The organism is Pseudoalteromonas ostreae, assembly GCF_018069805.1.
Classification (GTDB): Bacteria; Pseudomonadota; Gammaproteobacteria; order Enterobacterales; family Alteromonadaceae; genus Pseudoalteromonas; species Pseudoalteromonas ostreae.
Map to the genome: position 1 here is coordinate 1 of NZ_JAGPYN010000001.1, position 19,206 is coordinate 19,206.

A 19,206-nucleotide genomic window follows, 5' to 3' on the forward strand; every position below is an offset into this window, starting at 1 on the left:
TTTAGCTATTTAAAGCGCCAAGAGAGCGAGTCGCAAGAGCAGCTCTTTGTTCAAAACGTGATTTAAAAAAGCCGCAGTGTATTAACCACCACGGCTTTGGGTATTGATCCAGGGAGATGGGGGTTAGAATTCGTAGCTTACGCTTAAGCGTGTGGTACGAGGCATAATGTAACGGCCATTGGGGGCGTCAGCATTACGTGGGTCGCCTTCGGTAATACCTTGCTCGTTGGTTAAGTTATCAATTGCTAATTGCAGTTTGATCCCTTCCATTGGCTCAAGGATAAAACCTAAGTCAACTTTTTCGTAGCCATCAAGTGTCACGGTGTTTTCATTATTACCAAAGCGGTCATCCACTGCTGACAAAGTACCATAGAGTGTGGCGTACATGCCGTCGACTTCAAAGTCATAGCTTGGTGTTACGCGTACTTGCCATTTAGGTTGGCGCTGTGCTTCTTTGCCTTTATTTTTTGGACTTTTCGTGATTTCTGTTTGTTGTAATGTAGTATTTAAATTAACAGAAAAGCCAGATTCATGATTAAAGTTGTAATCAAGTTCAACACCATACGCTTCGTTGGTTAAGATTTCAGCGGGCACGTCTGGGCGACTTACAAAGGTATCGCCTTTGACTTCGTTGGTAAATAAAGTGGCAAAAAAGTCAGTGCTTTGAGTGATCAGTTTATAGCCAAGTTCAGCTTGAGTGACTTCTTTAATGAGTTTCTCGCCGTCTTGGTGGTATGCGACGTAGTTATCTCTAAAATCATCGAAGTATGGCATTTTATAACCACGGTTAACGCGAGCAAATACGCCCATGTCATCATTAATTGAATAGTTTAAACCGGTTGTCCATGAGGTTTTACTCTCATCGTAATCAACGGTTTTATTGATAATACCGTCAAGGCCTTCATCAACACTGTACTGTACATCATGGCTTTCATAACGTAGTCCACCGTCAAGAGTGAGATCTTGGCTTAGCTTGTACTGTGCCGTGGTATAAAAAGCATTAGTGCGTGCATCACCTGATGAATTAATGTCGTAGTTAAAGTCACAGCCTTCGGCGCTTTCATTACAAGTAATATCATTGAGCATTTCACCACCCGCTTCAAGAACATGATAGGCCGTATTGCCTAAGCTCCACCAGTCGTTGGCAGAGGTGCTTGCAGTGTAATAGCCGACAGCAACAGAGAGGTCTTCAAATTGCTTTGAAAATGCTAAATCATTAGTAAATGAACTAATTTCTTTGAGTACCACCCAACGACCCACTTGTTGTACGGGTGTATCACTGTCATAAGTTGTGCCTGTCGCGGCGCCTGTTGCAGACTGACCATTATCAGCCACTTCACCTAGTGTTGTTGCGGAGCCTGCGGGCACTAAACCAAGTGTATTAGCATCGCCTTTGGTGATATTAAAGCGGTCTGAAAAACTCCAGCCATTGTCAAATTCAAGTTTAATACTACCGCCAGATACATGGCCATTCCAACCGCGGCCATCGCCAATATCCACTTGGTGCGCGTCATTATTTGGCCCGGTATAAATGGTCGCTTGGCGGTTTAGTGTGCCAAGTTGGGTATACTCAGCATCAATGCCATTAACATTGAGTGGGGTTGGTAAGTACCATGCGCCATGATCGTCTGTTTGGCGAGTGTAGAAATTCATTTCACCGTTATCGAGTTCTTTGGTGATATTAACCGTAAACTGGCTGCCTTTCTCAGAGGTAAAGCCTGCATCACGAATACCTGGTGAGCTTTTTACATAGCCGCCTACCATAAAATATAAGTCGTCGCTGATTTCGCCACTTAAAACAGCATCAACACGTTGCAAATCGTAATCAGAGGTGGTGTATTTAAATAAGCCTTGGGTATCTTCGCTGCCACGCTTTAATCTAAAGTTGGTTGTTAAACCAGGCTGACCATTGGATAGCACAGGATTAGGACCACCACGCAGTGCTTCCATTGTTTCAATGGTTTCGTCAATTCTAAACAACGATGAGTTTTCTAAAAACGATAGTGTTGGGGCTGGGTAAACCGGCGACCCTTCAAGGCTTAGGGTTAAAAATGGCGCATCACCACCACCAGGAAAACCACGCACAAATACGTTGGCACCAGACTCACCGCCAGAGCTTTCAACCCACACACCGGGCACAGCTTTAAATAAGTCCGCAGTACTTTTTGGTGATAGTTTAATTATTTGCTCAGCATCAATATTTGTCACAGCATAGCTGGCATCAATTTTACGAACGCCCATACCTGCAGGTGTACCAGAAACCACAATGCGTTCAACTTTTTTATCAGTGGTTGTTTGCGGGCTTGTTGCTGGTTGATCTGCAAGCACGGTTTGACTGGATAGCGCTAAAATAATAGCGCAAGCAAGTTTGCTTGGTGTGTGTGTTGTTGTCATGTTGGTATTCCCATTTTTTGTTCGTTATTTAAAAAACTATAAATAACAAAGCGCTAACTAATTTAATGAAATGTTAATGCTGTGTTCTTTTAAACCTTAGAACTTTATGCAAACGTTTGCAATTATTTTTTTAACTTTCTGTATTATTTTTATACACGGTTATGTTTATGACTAAATTTAGGGCTTGGCGCAGCCTAATTTTAATAATGATGGTATATTGCAACTTCACGATTTAAGGAAGGCTTCGTACTTAGCAATGAATACCAAACAACTAAAGTTAGCGGATCTAGCCAAGCTTGCTGGAGTATCAACCTCGACTGTTTCTCGTGCGTTAAATGATAACCCATTGATAAAAAAAGAAACTAGAGATAAATTAAAGCTGTTAGCAAAGCAACATAACTTCAGTTTAAATACGGCTGCGAGCCGCCTTCGCTCACAAAAAACCAATGTTGTAGCAGTGATCATAAATTTCGACAGTGGCACTGAGCAATCAATTAACGACCCTTTTTTGCTTAAGGTAGTCGGAGAGATAAACCTCGCGTTGAATAAACAAGGGCTAGAACTTCTGCTCTCAAACTCATTTATGGCCGGTGATGACTGGGCTAATTACTTTATCAATAGCCGTCGGGCTGATGGCATTATTGTGGTTGGGCAAGGCAAAGATCCGGCAAACATTGAAGCCGCCGCTAATGCAGGCGTGCCCTTAGTTGTTTGGGGTGACCCAAAAACTCCCAGTAATTATCCCATTGTAGGCAGTGATAATTTTGTTGGGGGTCGTCTTGCAACTGAACACTTATTAGCAGGTGGCGCTAAAAATATTGTATTTTTGGGAGACCCAGGACATGCTGAAATTGGCGAACGTTACCGTGGTTATTTAGCGGCTCTAAATACGGCTAACGCTATAGCACACGTAGTGTCTATCGATATTACTAGTAGCGCAGCATACCATGGGATCAACCAATTACTAGTCGCGAAAGGTTTATGTTTCGACGGCATTATGGCGTGCAGCGATATGGTGGCACTAGGCGCTATGAAAGCGTTAAAAGAGCGCTATATCAGTATTCCTAACGATGTTGCGTTAGTTGGTTTTGATGATATTGCCATGGCAGATGTGAGTCACCCATCACTTTCGAGCATTAAACAAAACACTCAGCGAGCCTCAGTATTACTGGTTGAAAAATTATTAGCGCAGTTACAAGGTCAGTCAGCTGAATCACAAGTTGTTGAAATAGAATTAATTAATCGTCAATCTAGCAAAGGATAATCTGTATGGCGAGTTAACTCAATTTTGAAATTTAAAATGCAAACGTTTGCATTTTATTTTGCGCTACACTATGCTAAAAGAAATCAACATCAGGTTAACGTGCATGAACCCAATAAGAATAACCATAGCGTTGGCTTGTAGCTATTTCGTGTTCGCTATTTTACTCAATAGTGTTGGCACCGTAATTTTACAAGCCATCAATAGTTTTGACATAACAAAAACGCAAGCTTCTGTTTTAGAAGGCTATAAAGACCTTACCATAGCAATAGTTTCTTTTATTGTTGCATCATTTATTCCACGACTTGGCTATAAGCTGGCCATGCTTGTAGCGTTGGGGTTGGTTGCCTTAATGTGCTTGTTAATGCCCTCAATTGCACAGTTTTATGCGTTCAAAGTATTGTTTGCTGTGATTGGTTGCAGCTTTGCGATTATGAAAGTATCCGTTTACTCGGTTATTGGCCAAGTCACTGATAACGCCAATCAGCACTCAGCATTGCTTAACACCATTGAAGGTATTTTTATGCTTGGGGTGTTATCTGGCTATTGGGTGTTCTCATGGTTTATTGATAGTAGTAATGCGCAAAATACAGCATGGTTGAACGTGTATTATTTGCTGGCTGTGTTAGCGGGTATGGCTTTTATTACAGTGCTTATAGCGCCAATAAAAGTACCGAAAAAAGCAACGTTACGTACGAGTCAATTAGCTGCTTTTATTGACATGCTAACACTCACTTATAAACCTTTAGTGGTTATATTTATTATCAGTGCATTTTTATATGTGTTGATTGAGCAAGGGGTAGGGACTTGGTTACCTACTTTTAATAATCAAGTACTTAAGTTGCCAGTTGATATTAGTATTCAACTGGCCAGTGTGTTTGCCGCAGCACTGGCGCTAGGTAGACTAGTGGCGGGGCAGATATTACGCGTGATTGGCTGGTATAGTTTGTTGTTAAGTTGCTTAGTTGCTATGGGTGTGCTGGTGCTACTGGTTTTGCCGCTGACTCATGAAATTGATGGCAGCCAAGTGACGAGTGTATTTGATGTCCCTTTTGCAGCATACATGCTGCCGCTCATTGGCTTTTTTATGGCTCCTCTTTACCCATTGCTTAACTCTGTGATGCTCAGTGCGTTAGCCGTTCACCAGCAGGCAGCTATGACCGGACTTATCGTGGTTTTTTCAGCATTAGGTGGCACCACTGGTTCAGTAATCACCGGTTTCATCTTTGATAAATTTAGTGGCCAACATGCTTTTTATCTTACCTTGATCCCAATTGGCTTGTTGTTGATCAGCGTAACTTTATTTAAAAAAATGACAGTAAACTTAGGCGCAGTGCCAGAAAAAGGAACGATATGAATTTTGTAAATAGCCAATTATTTTTAGATGTGCAACTGGCGGCTATATTTAGTGACAGTAAAACGTTTGCTGATGCGATTGCTAATGATAGTTGGCAGTTAGCATGCGACCTTTACTTACGCGTTAAACCACTTACTACACCACAGTTAACAGAATTTGTAGCACAGCATTTTACGTTTGAATCAACACAGCTCCCAACTCAGCAAAGCAACAGCGATAGTGTGCAAAGCTATATTGCCAATTTATGGCCGTATTTGCATCGCAATGCAGACACAGCTAAAGCCAGCTCTTTATTACCACTTAAGCACAGCTACATAGTACCGGGTGGGCGCTTTCAAGAAATATATTATTGGGATAGTTATTTCACTGCGTTAGGTTTGCAAGATATTGGCGATATAGACAGTATCGAAGCCATGCTTGCTAATTTTATTGATCTGCAAAATCGTAATGGTTGTATTCCTAATGGTAACCGCAGTTACTATAGTTCTCGCTCGCAGCCTCCTATTCTAGCGCTGATGGTTGATTTAATTTGGCAAGCAAAATACTGTAAAAATAGTGACTTTGCATGGTTAACTGATTGCGTTGTTGCCCTTGAGCAAGAATATACATTTTGGATGCAGGGGGCAGAGCTACTGAATCAGCAAATATCAAGCCATAAGCGTGTAGTAAAAATGGCAAATGGTGCATTACTTAACCGTTATTGGGATGATCAAGCAACACCACGGCCAGAATCATTGCGTGAAGATTTGCATGATGCTTCATTACTCCCTGAACAGCAAAGAGCTAATTACTATAGAAATATTAGAGCTGCGTGCGAGTCTGGTTGGGATTTTAGTAGTCGCTGGCTGGGTAATAATAAGCTTACCAGTATTCAAACCACGGATATCATTCCTGTGGATCTCAATAGTTTACTTTATTACCTTGAAAAACAGCTGGGTCATTACTTTGCGGTATTAAACAATACAAATAAGCAACAGTATTTTGAGCAACAAGCAGCTCAAAGACGTGCGGCAATTAATCAGTATTTATTCAGTACTGATATGGGGTTTTTTGTTGATTTTAATTATCAAAGCCAGCAACAATCTACAGTGCTGTCGCTTGCCGCCACCGTCCCATTATTTGTCAATTGTGCTAGCGAAGAGCAGGCGGTGTTGGTTAAAAATAAGCTTATGAGTGACTTTTTAAAAGCAGGCGGATTAGTAACAACCCTCAATGAGACTTCCCAGCAATGGGATAGCCCTAATGGCTGGGCACCACTGCAGTGGTTTGCTGTACACGGATTTCGCCAGTATGGCTTTGTTGCAGATGCAAACACCATCATGAGCAATTGGTTACAGATGATAGAAAACAGTTTTAAAACCGACCACTGTCTACTCGAAAAATACAATGTTTATGAGCCTGAAAATAGAGCTGGAGGTGGCGAGTACAAAGTGCAGCAAGGCTTTGGCTGGACCAATGGAGTTACTTCTCGATTTTATCATTTAATAAAATAACGTAATAGCCAAGGATTGGTTTTAAAATTGTTTAGTCGTTATGCATCAGACATCTAAATTTTCATTCTTTTGATAAATCATAGGCAATATAACCCCCCATCTTTGTTATTAGCATTGAAGATGGGTGTCATTATCTGTCAATTCCCTTGCTAATAGACCTTTACAAAAGAACTAAGAGTGATTGTTACCAGCTAATTAGGCAAAGATATATTTGGCGATGTTTCTGCTATCTGTTTAGCGTGCAATATAAGCTTTCATGAGTATATACAAGGTTACGGTCAGCTATATTCATACTTTGATGTAGTATAAAAGTATGAATAATCCTATGAATTTAAAAATTACAGGGGATATTGTTAATAATCGCTTGTGATGCAACTTGGCCAAATAATGCCTGCGTTGTTGCATCCCCTGGTAAGGTATCAGAAAATGTTAATAAATCGGCCGACTTGCCGGTTATGGTTTCATACAACACCAATGAGGAAAGTAACTTACCTAATATTGTTGCATGATTCCCGTCAGCCTGATGAATGGTTAACTCAGGCGATATTTCTGATGCTTGATTCCATGCTAACCCTACAGGGGCCACACAACTATGTTGCTTTTTGGCAATATTTGCATGAATACCGTGTACGTAAACTGCGTCTTGAGGTTCTCCTGCCAATGGGTGTTCAGGGAAAAGAATTGGTGTGGCACCTATCTCCTTTGCTCGCTGTATCCAAGTTATAGTGGCATCGACAGGATACAGTACAGACTGGCTTTGAGAGTACTTTTGTCCTTGTAAAATAACATGGGTCCATTGTTTATTTTGCATAGTTTCAATAATGCTTTCGTTATTAACGATCGTGTCGAGAAATATCCCAGTGCGAGTGTCAATATTTACCGCTTTATTGGCGTCATCATGAGAAAATATTTCTGTTAGTAAAGATTCAATACCGGCTACATGACTATTACCTAGAATTAGAATATTATAATTACTCGATTCTCTGTTATTGGGAATTGCTAAATTATCTGTTGATTTTATTGGCTCACTAGTAGCGTCATTTTCAATAGGAATGGCGGCTTCTGATGCAGGAGTTGAACTACCACTACACGCGCACAGCATCAATATTACAGAATAAACAATTAGGTGTTTTCTCATCATTCCCTCGATAGTTATTTTTTTAGTGTGAAATTTGGCTTGATGTATCCTATTTTTTTGCCACTTTATTTAATTTATTATAAAACTCGTCAGTTATGGTTGTCATTTTGCAACTCAATGTGGTGTTTTTTCGCTTCATTATAAACAATGCATAAACTTGTACTCATTAAATCAACAGCAAAGATAAAATTATATCGCTGTTAAAATCATTTGATACGGTGTTCCAATTACCTGCAGTGCCTTTAGAAATAGTTTAAAACAATGCGTTAAAGTCTAAATCTTTTTGTTGAACATTTTCATCATTAGCAACACCGTAAAAACGATGGTGCACTGCAGAAATTCACATTTCATTTACATTACCACCAAGTTTGAAGCAAATAAAGTAAATATCTACTCCTTGGCTACCGACATTTAATAAACAGATACTGAAACGTCTTGTTGTAGGGCCGTTGGCATGTGGCTCTTACTTTCGCGTTAAACTACTCACAAGAGCGAAATTAACAGAATTAGTAACGTAGCATTTTTACATTCGCATCAACGAAGCTTCCAGCTAAGCAAAGGATCACCGAGGCCAGAATCATTGCGTGAAGATTTAAAGTATGCCTAATTACATCCTGAGCACCAACGAGCTAGTTACTATAGAAATATTAGAACCGCGTGTGATTATGGTTGAGATTTTAGTCGTCGCTGGCTTTGTAATAATAAGCTTATGAGTGACTTTTTAAAACTAGGAAGATTACATCCCTCAATGAGACTTCCCTGCAATGGGATAGCCACAAATGCTCACTGGTGCTAGAAAGTACTTTTAATACTGACCACTGTCTACTCTAAAAAAGTACAGTTTTTATTGGGCTTTAAATAGGCTAGAGGTGGCGAGTACAAAGTGCAGCAAGGCTTTGGCTGGACCAATGGAGTTACTTCTCGATTTTATCATTTAATAAAATAACATATTAGTAATAAAGGGTTGATTTAAATGATATTTCTAATATAAAAGATTGCTTTTAAGCTAGTTGATAGTCAAGCATCTAGACGTCTAAAAAATTTATTTTCTTTATAAATCAATAGATTTGGGTTAAATAAGTTGATCATTGGAGTTGTTTTCGGTATTGTAAATAAAATGTTTCATGGAAGAGATGCAATGATTCAACCAACCTCAGTATTTATTAAAACCGTTTTTAAAATGCCTGTTCGTTCGCAGTGTTATCCATACTTAATTAAAACGTTAGATGCATTCTTCAGTAAAGTAAAAATGGACGATAGTCTCCCCCATAGTGACAATCGCAATGAGTTTGATCTTTTTTTAATAGATAGTAATGGCTGTAATTGGCAAGACTTAATTCCAGCAGACTTATTAGCCTTGGCTAAAGTGAAGCCGGTTATTGTGTTTAATGCACATTCTGACGCTATTTGTGAAAAAAACTTGTTGCTTAATAACTTTAAGGGAGTCTTTTATAACAACGACTTGCCTGAAGACATATTTACCGGATTGATGCGGATCATTAATGATGAACTATGGTTCAGTCGCAAGATTATTTCTTCTACATTCAATGAGGTGCTTGCTATGGTTAGTCATTATGAACCCCAACCTAGCAGTGATACTGGTATTGAACATGAAGCGTTAGAGAACCTGACTAAACGAGAAAAGTCTGTGGTTTATTTACTTGCGCAAGGGGCTAATAATCGTAGTATCGCAGAGCGGTTAAATATTAGTGATCATACTGTAAAAACACATCTTTATAGTGCGTTTAAAAAAACAAATTCACGAAATCGCATCGAGCTATCTAATTGGGCACAGCGATATATGGCGGTACGATTACCGTTGCATGACTGATAAATCAAACATAAAATACGCCCAATTATAACCAGTAGGATGGATCATGGGTAACTGCATATTTTGTGATATTGTTTCAGGTAAAGCTCCTTGTCACCGTGTTTGGGAGGATGAAGAGCATTTAGCATTTTTGACTATCTATCCAAATACCAAAGGAGCGACTGTGGTTATTCCTAAACAGCACCTTTCAAGCTATGCCTTTGCGCAATCTGATCAAGTACTTGCGAAGCTGATTATAGCAACTAAGAAAGTAGCCCTTATTTTAGACTCTGCACTGGATGGGGTGGGGCGAACAGGTATGTTTTTAGAAGGGTATGAAATTGACCACTTGCATAGCAAGTTATCACCCATGCATGGTACTGGTAGTGGGTCTGATTTTCATCATATAGAGCCGACATTTGGGCCTTTCATAGAAAAGTACCAGGGTTATTTATCTTCCCACGATTGTGAAAGAGCCGATGACACTGAGCTTGCCGCGTTAGCTCAGTTACTTCGAGATCATGCGCAAGGTTTTAGTGGTTAGGTTATTTTAACGCGGATTAGGATTCTTATGTTAAAAGCAGCAGTTACTTTCTTTTGAAAATGCAATTGATCTTTACCAGGAGTATACAGCCTCAGCAACAACTAAGGCTGTCGTAGGGGGTTAGCTTCGCTTGGTTGCCCATATGCCTTTATCTATGCCTTTGAGGACTAAATCACTAAGGGCTTTTTCAATTGCTTGGGTTACGCAAATACTCATCGGCTCGTTATCACTAAAACCCGCTTCGGCTTCGGCTAAACGTTTATAACTAACATAACGGAAAAAACCTGCGCGCATTTCTTGGCTGAGCACTTTTTTGCTGGTGGCAACGGAGAGTAATACTTGGCCGGTACGCACGTCTACGGCACGTAAGTAAATTGAAATTGCATCTTCACGGTACAGTTCTGATGCGCCAATACCAAAATACTCCATGCCAAAGCCACCGGTTTTTACATTAGTGTCGTAGCTGATAATTCCGCCTTCTAAAATGATTTTAGCAGTGGTCAGTGGCGGGAGTTCTATCGCATTGGGTTGCTCTACTTGGGCGGCACGAATGATTTTTCTTTCAGTCAGAATATTTTGCAAACCTTCACGTTCAACCGGAATAAACCAATCAGATTCGTGCAGCGCTTGTATTAAGATGGAATTAGCCCCTTGAGTGACGGCAGTTGAAAAAGAACTGACGTTACCTTGTGGTTTATATTGCCCCGTTTGATCACGAAATGAATACACTGAAACCGCAATACTCCCAGCAGGTGTTGGCAATTGCTGAAGTGCTTTAAAGGTTTCAGTGGGTGTTAAACTTGCGGCTAACTGTTGCGAAGGTGGGATCAAATTGCCCATGCTACTGCATGCGGATAATGCTAGGACGAGTACTGCAATAAATAGTGCTTTCATTTAACTAAACCTCGGTACTTCAATCACCACAACACTGCTGTCGGTGGTGTTGGTTATTCGCACTGTAATTGAATCTACGGTACTGGTGATCACTTGAATTTCGTAATCACCACTTAAAAAAATTGAATCTTGGTTAAAAATACTTTCATCTATATCTTCACCAAAGGCAATATCAGTGATCTCTCTCACCATGCGGTTTAAGTAAGTTCGTTCTAAAGAGTCTTGAAATTTATCTGCGTAGCTTTGTTCAATTATTGGCGCTTTATGTTTGTTCTGTGCTTGTGCTTTGTTGAGCAACATACTGGCATTGAGCGGGCTACCACCAAAACTTGGATTAATCGGGGTGTACACAAGCTCTGTGGCAGAGATTGATAAGGGAAATAATAATACTATTATCGTTGTTATATTTTTTATTGAGTAGGGGATCATTTTACCATCCATTTTTTGCCATATCTGGCGAAGCTTTATGTAAATTAGAGCGCGCCATCGCATCCATAACACTGTATAAAGCGTGTTCTACACGTTCATCTATTGGCTCTAAGCGACGGCCTAAATAGGTGATATATACGATTTGATTATTCATCACTAAGGTCAGTTTTGTGCCTGCCCGAGGAAGTACGGTTTCTTTTATTTCGATGTTAAAACCTGCGGTTGAAGAAAGGTCGCGCCATAAATTGGAAAACTCAAAATAAAACTGGTGGCCAAAGCGACTAATGCTGCGATCGAGCACCAAGCCATCTATTTCTAATTCGTCAGCGCCTTGCGATAAGTGGCTAAAGGTAGTTAAAAAAAGCAGGCTTAGCGTAGTAATAAGCGTTCTAACTAATGTCATGTTTAATATGGGGGGACGTGCCCCCCAATATCCTTATTCTTGGGTCACAATTGCTGTGTTGTAATCGCCCATTTGGGTGATCACAACAGAAGTGTTAGAAGCAGTAATCGCACCTTCAACTAAGTTGCCATTGCCCACTTGTGTGACTGTGAAGTTGATGTTGTCACCACCAACGATAAATGCACCCGTATCGATACCCGCTACCATATTCATATCGCCTTGCTGCGAAATATCAATAGAATGGTTGCTGCCTTCCATAACAAGATCTATCGCATTTAGGTCGCCACTTTGTACAAAATCGACAGTATTATTATTACTGTCGAGTACGCTTGCAAAGGTGATAACAGCCTCGTTAGTGCTACCTAGTTGATTGATGTTAATGTCATTATCGTTTGATGTAAGTGATGTGTCTGGATATGAAGATTGGATCAATGCGGTGTTCATATCACCAGCTTGCGCTAAATCAACGTCATTACCATTACCATTAAAGTTAGCAATATGGGCGCTGTTTTCATTACCAATTTGTGTGCTTGAAAACTCATTATCAGCACCGAGTGTACCTAGGTAGGTTTCGTTCATTGCACCATTTTGCATTACCGTTAGTTCGTTGTTATCACCGAGTACATCAGCCCCAACTTGATTATTATCTTGTTGTTGATCAACCGACACTTGATTGTTATTTCCGGCAAATAACTCCGATGTGAAGGCATTGCTATTACCTTCTTGATCGATTGCTAGATCGTTATCATTTCCTTCAACATTTGCAAAAGTCGCGGTATTTGAATCACCCGCTTGTTCAATGTCTAAGCTGTTTTCATCGCCACGAACAGAAGCAACTGTAACACCGTTGAAATTACCTTCTTGTTCTATCACTACTTCATTAACATTACCAACGAGTTCAGTAAATGTAAAAGCGTTAAACAAGCCGTTTTGAGTAACTTCAATGGTGTTTTCGTCGCCACTAATAGCTGTGAGCGTTGCTTCATTTAAAAGGCCTGCTTGAGATGCGCTAATTTTGTTGCTATTACCTTGCAAATCAAAATTATATAACCAATGGCCACCGTCTTGCTGAGTTACTTCAATGTCGTTATTGTCACCTTGTACTACGTTAATCGCTTCGTTATTTATACCCAAAAAGCCCGTACCATACTGTGCTACGGTGACAGAGTTATCATTGCCTGTTATATCTGATAGGGCACCGTTGACTTCACCGTCTTGGCTGTGACTTAGGGTGTTGTGATCGCCAGTTACGTACGTTAAAGACAAATTTTGAATTTGTTTTTGATCAACATTAATGTTGTTGTTATCGCCTAAACTTGTAATGTTTGCTTCATGGCCATCACCTTGTTGCGTGACCATTACGTTGTTACCTAAGCCTTGCAAGGATGTTTGTTCAATAGTGAGGACATTATCTACCTCAGTAGTTGACACTTGACTTGCTAATACTGAGGTTGATTGGTTTTTATCATCAATATTTGCGTGTGCAACAAAGCTTGAACTTAATGCAACTGTGATTGCACATGTCAATAAAGATTTCTTTAACTTCATGATTTTTCCTTAACTTATAATTATTAGAGCAGTCATTAATGAATTGTTGATACCTTAATGTTCTGCATAGTTTGCTCGGCATGCCTTGCCGATTAAGTTTTGTGATATCAAGAGCAAAAAGCCACTCATGCAAAAGTGAGTGAAGAGTTATATTGATATACAGTGTTGTGCTTTATGCACTAATGTTTTTTACTTACGAACTGTTATCAATTGACGGTTAACTGTATTGTGTAAATGCAATGTTAGAAATCATCTCTTTTTATGGTTTTTAATATTTATTTTTTTCAATGACTTAATTGTTTTATGGTCGTGGTGAGCTTGGAGGATTGAATAATCTGGTAATAAAAGATGAGGTGAGTAATGCCTGTGTTGATTGCTCATTACTCATAAAAACGATTGTATTGTTAATAAATTGACCACTAAAACCAGTATTAAAGACTGGTTTTTTGGTAATTTGTTGAATTTTTTCTTGTCTGGTTTAGGTTTTCTCTGTCATTTATGGTGCTTGCCAGTGATATCGCAAAAGTAGTGAAGTTAGCGAAACTTAGTAGCAAAGCTAAGTTAATATTTCTAACTATGGATACAAAATATGAAAACTAAATTATCTATTTTAAGCTTGGCTATTTTGCCATGTCTAGCTGCAGCACAAGTAACTACAATTGCTGCGGAGCCTTCAGTGCGAGCCTCTCAAAACTCATTGCTTGTTATGTATAAAAAAGGCACTTCTGTAGCAATGCGTAGTCAAGCTCGCAGTTTGGTAAAAGCTAAAGTGAGTGATTTAAATAAAGATGGTGTTGATGATAATTATTCGTCAATTTTATCTGGTCGCTTAGCTAAGTTTGAAGTAACTGGCATGAGCACAAAACAAGCAATTAAATTACTGCAAACACATGCTGCTATTGACTATGTTGAGCCCGACTACCGAGTGAGTATTGCAACGGCTCCCAATGATCCTGACTTTTCAAAATTGTGGGGGTTACACAATGAAGGCCAATCTGGTGGGACGGCTGACGCGGATATCGATGCGCTAGAAGCTTGGTCAATCTCCACAGGTAGTAAAGATGTTGTCATTGGTGTTATTGATACTGGTGTAGATCACAGTCACAGTGATTTAACGGCAAACATATGGATAAACCCGAATGAAATCGCAGGCGATGGCATCGATAATGATGGTAATGGCTACATTGATGACGTGCATGGTATTAATGCCATTACAAATGTTGGCGACCCAATGGATGACCAAGGTCACGGTACGCATGTCTCAGGGACTATTGGCGCCACAGGCAATAATAATAACGGTATTGTGGGTGTTAACCACGAAGCGGCGATTGTTGGTTGTAAATTCTTAGATGCGTCAGGCTCAGGCTCAACATCCGATGCAATTAAGTGTATTGATTACATGGTTAACTTAAAAAATGATGGTGTAAATGTTCGCGTACTGAATAATAGCTGGGGCGGTGGTGGTTTTAGCCAAGCGCTTGCTGATGCGATAACCGCCAGCGAACAAGCGGACATTTTATTTGTAGCTGCGGCAGGTAATGACGCCGTTGATAATGACCAAAATCCACATTATCCATCTAACTATGAACATGCAAGCGTATTATCAGTAGCCAGTACTGATAGAAACGATAATATGTCTGATTTTTCACAATGGGGTTTAACCAGTGTTGACCTTGGCGCACCAGGCAGTGCTATTTACTCAACTGTACCCGGCAATAGTTATGCAACGTACTCTGGTACATCAATGGCCACGCCACATGTTGTTGGTGTTGCTGCACTGGTATTGTCACTTAACCCTGACCTATCAACAAGTGAGCTTAAACAGCTGCTGATGAGTAGTGGTGATGACAATGCTCAGTTACAAGGTAAAACTGTCTCAGGTAAACGCCTTAATGCTAATAGAGCGCTTGAGGAAGCGGATCCAACGCCAAGCTTTAAGCTATCAGTTACACCGACATCGCAACAAATTACGGCAGGCGAGAGCGCAACCTATATTTATGAAATAGGCTCAATAGCTGAGTGGGATGGAGTGGTCGCTCTCGAACTGGTGAGTGATTTAGCACAGGCGAGTTTATCTGCAACAACCGCGATGCCGGGTGATACCGTGACCTTAACGGTGCCTACTTCAGAGTCAACACAATGGGGACGTTATGACTTTAGCGTAAATGCATCTTCAGGCGAGTTGGCTAAGCAAAAATCAGTAAGCTTGTTAGTTGATCCTGTTGGCTTAAATGATTTTACTTATACAAATGATACCGCAGTAGCAATCCCTGATAATAATGTTGACGGTGTTGATTCTGTGATCACCGTAAATGATTCACTGACTGTTTTTGCAACTCAAGCGAGTATTGATATTTCTCATACTTACATTGGTGACTTAATCGTTACGTTAACCTCGCCTAGAGGTACAAGTTCTACATTGCATAGTCAGTCAGGCGGTAGCGCAGATGATATAGTACAAAGTTACTCTTTAGCTGATTTTAATGGCGAAGTGGCAACAGGTGATTGGGTATTACATGTTGAAGATACCTATGCAGCTGATACTGGCACACTGAACAAATGGTCGCTTACATTTAGTGCGATTGGTGAGGTAACTCCGCAGCCACCACAAGCTGGTTTTGACTATGATGCTCAAGCTTTAACTGTTACGTTTACGGATTCAAGCAGCGATGCAAATAACGATATTACGCAATGGAGCTGGGACTTTGGTGATGGTGCAACTTCAACAGATGCAAATCCTGTTCACGCTTATGCGCAATCAGGTAACTACCAAGTAACATTAACCGTAACCGATAGTGAAGGTAATACTGATTCATCAGTGCAAACCGTGGTTGTTAGTGATGTTGAAATTGTGTTGAGTTTAATCCGTGCTAATAAAACACGCTTAAACACTATGCGTGTTGAGCTTAGCTGGGAGCAAGTGGGGGCTCAGTCACTTAATGTATATCGCAATGGTGAGCTGGTAGGAACAACGACAGATAACGGTCGTCATCGTGATTTCTTACGCAATGCAACTTTGCCTGCTTATGATTATCAAGTATGTGTTACAGCAGATGTATGCTCAAATATTGTAACTGTGACATTTGAATAGGCGTAGCTAGCATTTAAATAATATTTCCCCCTGAAGTACAAAGCCTTGTGGTTCCCTTGCAAGGTTTTTTTATTGCCTGCTAGTTCGTTCCCGGTAGTGAAGCGCTGCACTTCAAACATCCATAATATTATCAGATAGTCGTATTGTGGATTTTAATAGGCTCTGCTAACGTTCAGCGATCACCCATAGTTCAAATTCGGGGCGACCGACAACGCGCTCTATAATACAAAAAGAGAAACGTGCTTATGATCATCTTTTTTATCTGCCTGACTATTTTAATATTAGGTTACAAATTCTACAGTCCCTTTGTAGAAAAACAAGCCAGTATGGACACCACTATTGATACACCACAAAAACGCTTTAGCGAAGGTGTTGATTATGTTGCGATTCACCCTGTTCGTGCGTTTTTAATTCAGTTTTTAAATATTGCAGGGGTAGGCCCAATATTCGGTCCTATTTTAGGTGCTCTGTACGGTCCAATTGCTTTAGTCTGGATTGTACTCGGTAATGTATTAGGTGGAGCAGTACACGACTTTTACTCAGGTGTTATGAGTATCAAAGAGGATGGTAAAAGCCTACCAGAAATTGCAGGTAAATATTATAACGTTGTATTTAAAGGCTTTATGTTAATATTTACGGCTATGTTATTATTTTTTGTCGGCGTGGTATTCATAATGAGCCCCGCTGGATTATTAAGTAACTTAGACGTATTTAAAGAGACTATATTTGCCAATAATACCTTTTGGGTGTTGGCAATTTTGGCCTATTATTTTTTAGCTACTTTACTGCCAATTGATAAAATCATTACTAAATTTTACCCTGTTTTTGGTTTATTAATGATTGTGATGACAGTTGCAATTGCTGTATCGCTGTTAATTAATGCGCCGCATTTACCGGTAGCAGGTGATTTTTTAGCGTATTTTGAAGCTGATCATGCCCACGACTTTTTAACTCCAAATCCAGATGGATTACCTACTTGGCCGTTATTGTTTATTACCATAACCTGTGGTGCTATTAGTGGTTTTCACTCTACGCAAGCGCCTATTATTGCACGTTGCTTAACTAACGAAAAATACGTTCGTCCAGTTTATTACGGCGCAATGATGTGTGAAGGAATTGTTGGTTGTGTATGGGCATTAGCAGGTATTGCTGCGTTCCCTGAAGGCTATACAGGTTTAAAAGAAATGCTTGATTTAGGTGGCCCAGGTTTAGTGGTTAATCATATAGCAAACAGTTATTTAGGTGTATTTGGTGGTATTATGGCGATTATTGCAGTAGCAGTATTCCCAATTACCTCAGGTGATACAGCGTTTCGTTCACTGCGCTTAACTGTCGTTGATGCGTTTAATATTCCGCAAAGTTTACGGAATCGTTTATTGTTAGCAATCCCTATTTTAACGATTGCGTACTTTATGACTAAGCTCGATTTCTCGGTTATTTGGCGTTATTTTGCATTTTCAAATATGTTGCTCTCTACCAGCGTACTTTGGCTTGCGACTAAGTACTTATTTGACCGTGGAACATTCCATTGGATTGCGAGTATACCTGCCATAATAGCTACAGCAGTTACGTTATCGTACATAATGACTGCGGCAATTGGCCTTAACTTATCAAGTGATATGGGGAAACCAATTGGTGTTGTGGTTGCTGTGGTTGGATTTATTGCATTAGCTATAGTAGATTTAAAACATAAAGGAAAAATTACTCATTAACAGAGTGAGTGTTTATTAAAACGGTTGACAAGCTTATTCACGAAGATTTAAATTAAGTGTGAAAAACTATAAATATCAATCACTTTTATCATTTAATACCAGTCAATACTCATTGGCTGGTATTAAATGAATATGCGTTTTAATCTTTTAAAGCACATCAACTAACATGGGTAATGCGGGAAATGCCCCCTTGGCTAAACAGGCTTTTGAACCACAGCGAAGGCCGAAATTTAAAGCGCGTTTTACTATTTGCTGATTGTTGAGTTTATCCGTGAGCAATATATTTTCATCATTATGATTTAAGTAATACAAAACCCCTGCAATAAACGCATCACCCGCACTGGTAGTATCAATCGCAGTAATAGTTGGTGCAGCTTCAGTAAATGCAAATGCGTTATGGTAAACGGTTGCAGGCGCGGGACCATCGGTTAAAAACACTAAGCTAACATCCGTATCTAGAATCGATTGTAAGTAATCATCAGGTGTTTGCTGTGTTTGCTCAGCTAAAAAATTTAGCTCATCCCGCGATAGCTTAACTATATCGCAATAGGCGTAACACGCGTGTACATTTTGCTCAATGTCATTGCTATTTTGCCACAAGCTATAGCGTAAGTTCACATCAAAACTGACTAGCTTATGGTTATTTTTAGCCAGCTTTAAAGCATTGATCGTGGTGCGCGCAATGGCTGTATCTGTCAGCGTATTTGAGCAAAAGTGCAGTGTGCTTAAATCTTCCCAATTTATGTGTGCTAAGTGCTCACAAGTTAACAGTAAGTCAGCGGTATTGTGGCGATAAAAGTTAAAACTGCGCTCACCGGTTTCATCTAAGCTGACAATAACCATTGCCGTTTGGGAATCTTTGATTGTAAATAAGTACTCAGTGCTGACATTGTATTGTGCAAGCGCATTACTTAATTGTTTAGCAAAATAGTCGTCGCCCATACCGCCACAAAAAGCCGCTTTGCCGCCCAGTTTGGCATAACCTACCGCTACATTGGCAGGAGCGCCGCCAGCAATGGGTAAATAAGCACTGTTTTGAGAATTTTGCGGCAGCATATCAATAAGCAGCTCGCCAAGGCTAAGTAATTTGGTCATATTGTAAATCCTAAAAAACCTAGCCGAGGCTAGGTCA

14 protein-coding genes and 1 pseudogene are annotated in these 19,206 nt (G+C 40.0%); 8 read left to right on the forward strand and 7 right to left on the reverse strand.

Annotated features, from left to right (window positions below):
- Positions 1-123: 123 nt before the first annotated feature.
- Complete coding sequence (locus J7338_RS00005; protein WP_210794412.1) at positions 124-2,394, reverse strand: TonB-dependent receptor; 2,271 nt, start codon at positions 2,392-2,394, stop codon at positions 124-126.
- Positions 2,395-2,650: 256 nt separating this feature from the next.
- Here J7338_RS00005 and J7338_RS00010 point away from each other — a divergent pair, with 256 nt between their 5' ends.
- The 3 genes from J7338_RS00010 to J7338_RS00020 all read left to right on the forward strand — a co-directional run bounded on the left by J7338_RS00010 (position 2,651) and on the right by J7338_RS00020 (position 6,505).
- Complete coding sequence (locus J7338_RS00010) at positions 2,651-3,658, forward strand: substrate-binding domain-containing protein (protein WP_210794413.1); 1,008 nt, start codon at positions 2,651-2,653, stop codon at positions 3,656-3,658.
- A 103-nt stretch (positions 3,659-3,761) separates the two neighbouring features.
- Positions 3,762-5,012, forward strand: a complete 1,251-nt coding sequence (locus tag J7338_RS00015) for an MFS transporter (protein ID WP_210794414.1) — start codon at positions 3,762-3,764, stop codon at positions 5,010-5,012.
- Positions 5,009-6,505, forward strand: a complete 1,497-nt coding sequence (locus J7338_RS00020; RefSeq protein ID WP_210794415.1) for a trehalase family glycosidase — start codon at positions 5,009-5,011, stop codon at positions 6,503-6,505. Before J7338_RS00015 ends, J7338_RS00020 begins: the two co-directional genes overlap by 4 nt.
- Before the next feature lie 331 nt (positions 6,506-6,836).
- Here the strand turns inward: J7338_RS00020 and J7338_RS00025 are convergent, their stop codons facing one another.
- Positions 6,837-7,646 (reverse strand): hypothetical protein, encoded by an 810-nt coding sequence (locus J7338_RS00025; RefSeq protein ID WP_210794416.1) that lies wholly within the window; start codon positions 7,644-7,646, stop codon positions 6,837-6,839.
- An 859-nt stretch (positions 7,647-8,505) separates the two neighbouring features.
- Here J7338_RS00025 and J7338_RS00030 point away from each other — a divergent pair.
- The 3 genes and pseudogenes from J7338_RS00030 to J7338_RS00040 all read left to right on the forward strand — a co-directional run.
- A pseudogene (locus J7338_RS00030) lies at positions 8,506-8,589 on the forward strand (trehalase family glycosidase); the annotation flags it as partial.
- A 192-nt stretch (positions 8,590-8,781) separates the two neighbouring features.
- Positions 8,782-9,474, forward strand: coding sequence for a response regulator transcription factor (locus tag J7338_RS00035; protein ID WP_210794417.1), 693 nt, complete (start codon positions 8,782-8,784; stop codon positions 9,472-9,474).
- Positions 9,475-9,520: 46 nt separating this feature from the next.
- Positions 9,521-9,997, forward strand: coding sequence for an HIT family protein (locus tag J7338_RS00040; RefSeq protein ID WP_210794418.1), 477 nt, complete (start codon positions 9,521-9,523; stop codon positions 9,995-9,997).
- A 120-nt stretch (positions 9,998-10,117) separates the two neighbouring features.
- On the opposite strand, the gene J7338_RS00045 is transcribed toward J7338_RS00040, so the two are convergent.
- From J7338_RS00045 to J7338_RS00060, 4 genes are read right to left on the reverse strand one after another with little or no spacing between them, the layout of a single operon-like run.
- Positions 10,118-10,891: a CsgG/HfaB family protein gene (locus J7338_RS00045; protein ID WP_210794419.1), complete on the reverse strand. Its 774-nt coding sequence runs from the start codon at positions 10,889-10,891 to the stop codon at positions 10,118-10,120.
- Positions 10,892-11,332 carry a curli assembly protein CsgF gene (locus J7338_RS00050; protein ID WP_210794421.1) on the reverse strand — a complete coding sequence of 147 codons (441 nt, stop codon included), beginning with the start codon at positions 11,330-11,332 and terminating at the stop codon, positions 10,892-10,894.
- Positions 11,322-11,723, reverse strand: a complete 402-nt coding sequence (locus tag J7338_RS00055; protein ID WP_210794423.1) for a curli production assembly/transport protein CsgE — start codon at positions 11,721-11,723, stop codon at positions 11,322-11,324. The genes J7338_RS00050 and J7338_RS00055 overlap by 11 nt, the downstream gene beginning before the upstream one ends.
- A gap of 33 nt (positions 11,724-11,756) precedes the next feature.
- Entirely contained in the window at positions 11,757-13,271 is a 1,515-nt protein-coding gene (locus J7338_RS00060; RefSeq protein ID WP_210794425.1) for a curlin, read from the reverse strand.
- Between the two features lie 589 nt (positions 13,272-13,860).
- Here J7338_RS00060 and J7338_RS00065 point away from each other — a divergent pair.
- Both J7338_RS00065 and J7338_RS00070 read left to right on the forward strand, forming a co-directional pair.
- Positions 13,861-16,362, forward strand: a complete 2,502-nt coding sequence (locus J7338_RS00065; protein WP_210794427.1) for a S8 family serine peptidase — start codon at positions 13,861-13,863, stop codon at positions 16,360-16,362.
- Positions 16,363-16,607: 245 nt separating this feature from the next.
- Positions 16,608-18,074 (forward strand): carbon starvation CstA family protein, encoded by a 1,467-nt coding sequence (locus tag J7338_RS00070; protein ID WP_210794429.1) that lies wholly within the window; start codon positions 16,608-16,610, stop codon positions 18,072-18,074.
- A 147-nt stretch (positions 18,075-18,221) separates the two neighbouring features.
- On the opposite strand, the gene J7338_RS00075 is transcribed toward J7338_RS00070, so the two are convergent.
- Positions 18,222-19,169: a carbohydrate kinase family protein gene (locus tag J7338_RS00075; RefSeq protein WP_210794431.1), complete on the reverse strand. Its 948-nt coding sequence runs from the start codon at positions 19,167-19,169 to the stop codon at positions 18,222-18,224.
- Positions 19,170-19,206: the final 37 nt, after the last annotated feature.

What these genes read in the sequence shown, in the direction of transcription:
- J7338_RS00075 (WP_210794431.1), bottom strand. Translation starts at nt 19,169, where the DNA reads ATGACCAAATTACTTAGCCTTGGCGAGCTGCTTATTGATATGCTGCCG.
- J7338_RS00020 (WP_210794415.1), top strand. Translation starts at nt 5,009, where the DNA reads ATGAATTTTGTAAATAGCCAATTATTTTTAGATGTGCAACTGGCGGCT.
- J7338_RS00070 (WP_210794429.1), top strand. Translation starts at nt 16,608, where the DNA reads ATGATCATCTTTTTTATCTGCCTGACTATTTTAATATTAGGTTACAAA.
- J7338_RS00015 (WP_210794414.1), top strand. Translation starts at nt 3,762, where the DNA reads ATGAACCCAATAAGAATAACCATAGCGTTGGCTTGTAGCTATTTCGTG.
- J7338_RS00005 (WP_210794412.1), bottom strand. Translation starts at nt 2,394, where the DNA reads ATGACAACAACACACACACCAAGCAAACTTGCTTGCGCTATTATTTTA.
- J7338_RS00055 (WP_210794423.1), bottom strand. Translation starts at nt 11,723, where the DNA reads ATGACATTAGTTAGAACGCTTATTACTACGCTAAGCCTGCTTTTTTTA.
- J7338_RS00035 (WP_210794417.1), top strand. Translation starts at nt 8,782, where the DNA reads ATGATTCAACCAACCTCAGTATTTATTAAAACCGTTTTTAAAATGCCT.
- J7338_RS00010 (WP_210794413.1), top strand. Translation starts at nt 2,651, where the DNA reads ATGAATACCAAACAACTAAAGTTAGCGGATCTAGCCAAGCTTGCTGGA.
- J7338_RS00025 (WP_210794416.1), bottom strand. Translation starts at nt 7,646, where the DNA reads ATGATGAGAAAACACCTAATTGTTTATTCTGTAATATTGATGCTGTGC.
- J7338_RS00040 (WP_210794418.1), top strand. Translation starts at nt 9,521, where the DNA reads ATGGGTAACTGCATATTTTGTGATATTGTTTCAGGTAAAGCTCCTTGT.
- J7338_RS00065 (WP_210794427.1), top strand. Translation starts at nt 13,861, where the DNA reads ATGAAAACTAAATTATCTATTTTAAGCTTGGCTATTTTGCCATGTCTA.
- J7338_RS00060 (WP_210794425.1), bottom strand. Translation starts at nt 13,271, where the DNA reads ATGAAGTTAAAGAAATCTTTATTGACATGTGCAATCACAGTTGCATTA.
- J7338_RS00050 (WP_210794421.1), bottom strand. Translation starts at nt 11,332, where the DNA reads ATGGATGGTAAAATGATCCCCTACTCAATAAAAAATATAACAACGATA.
- J7338_RS00045 (WP_210794419.1), bottom strand. Translation starts at nt 10,891, where the DNA reads ATGAAAGCACTATTTATTGCAGTACTCGTCCTAGCATTATCCGCATGC.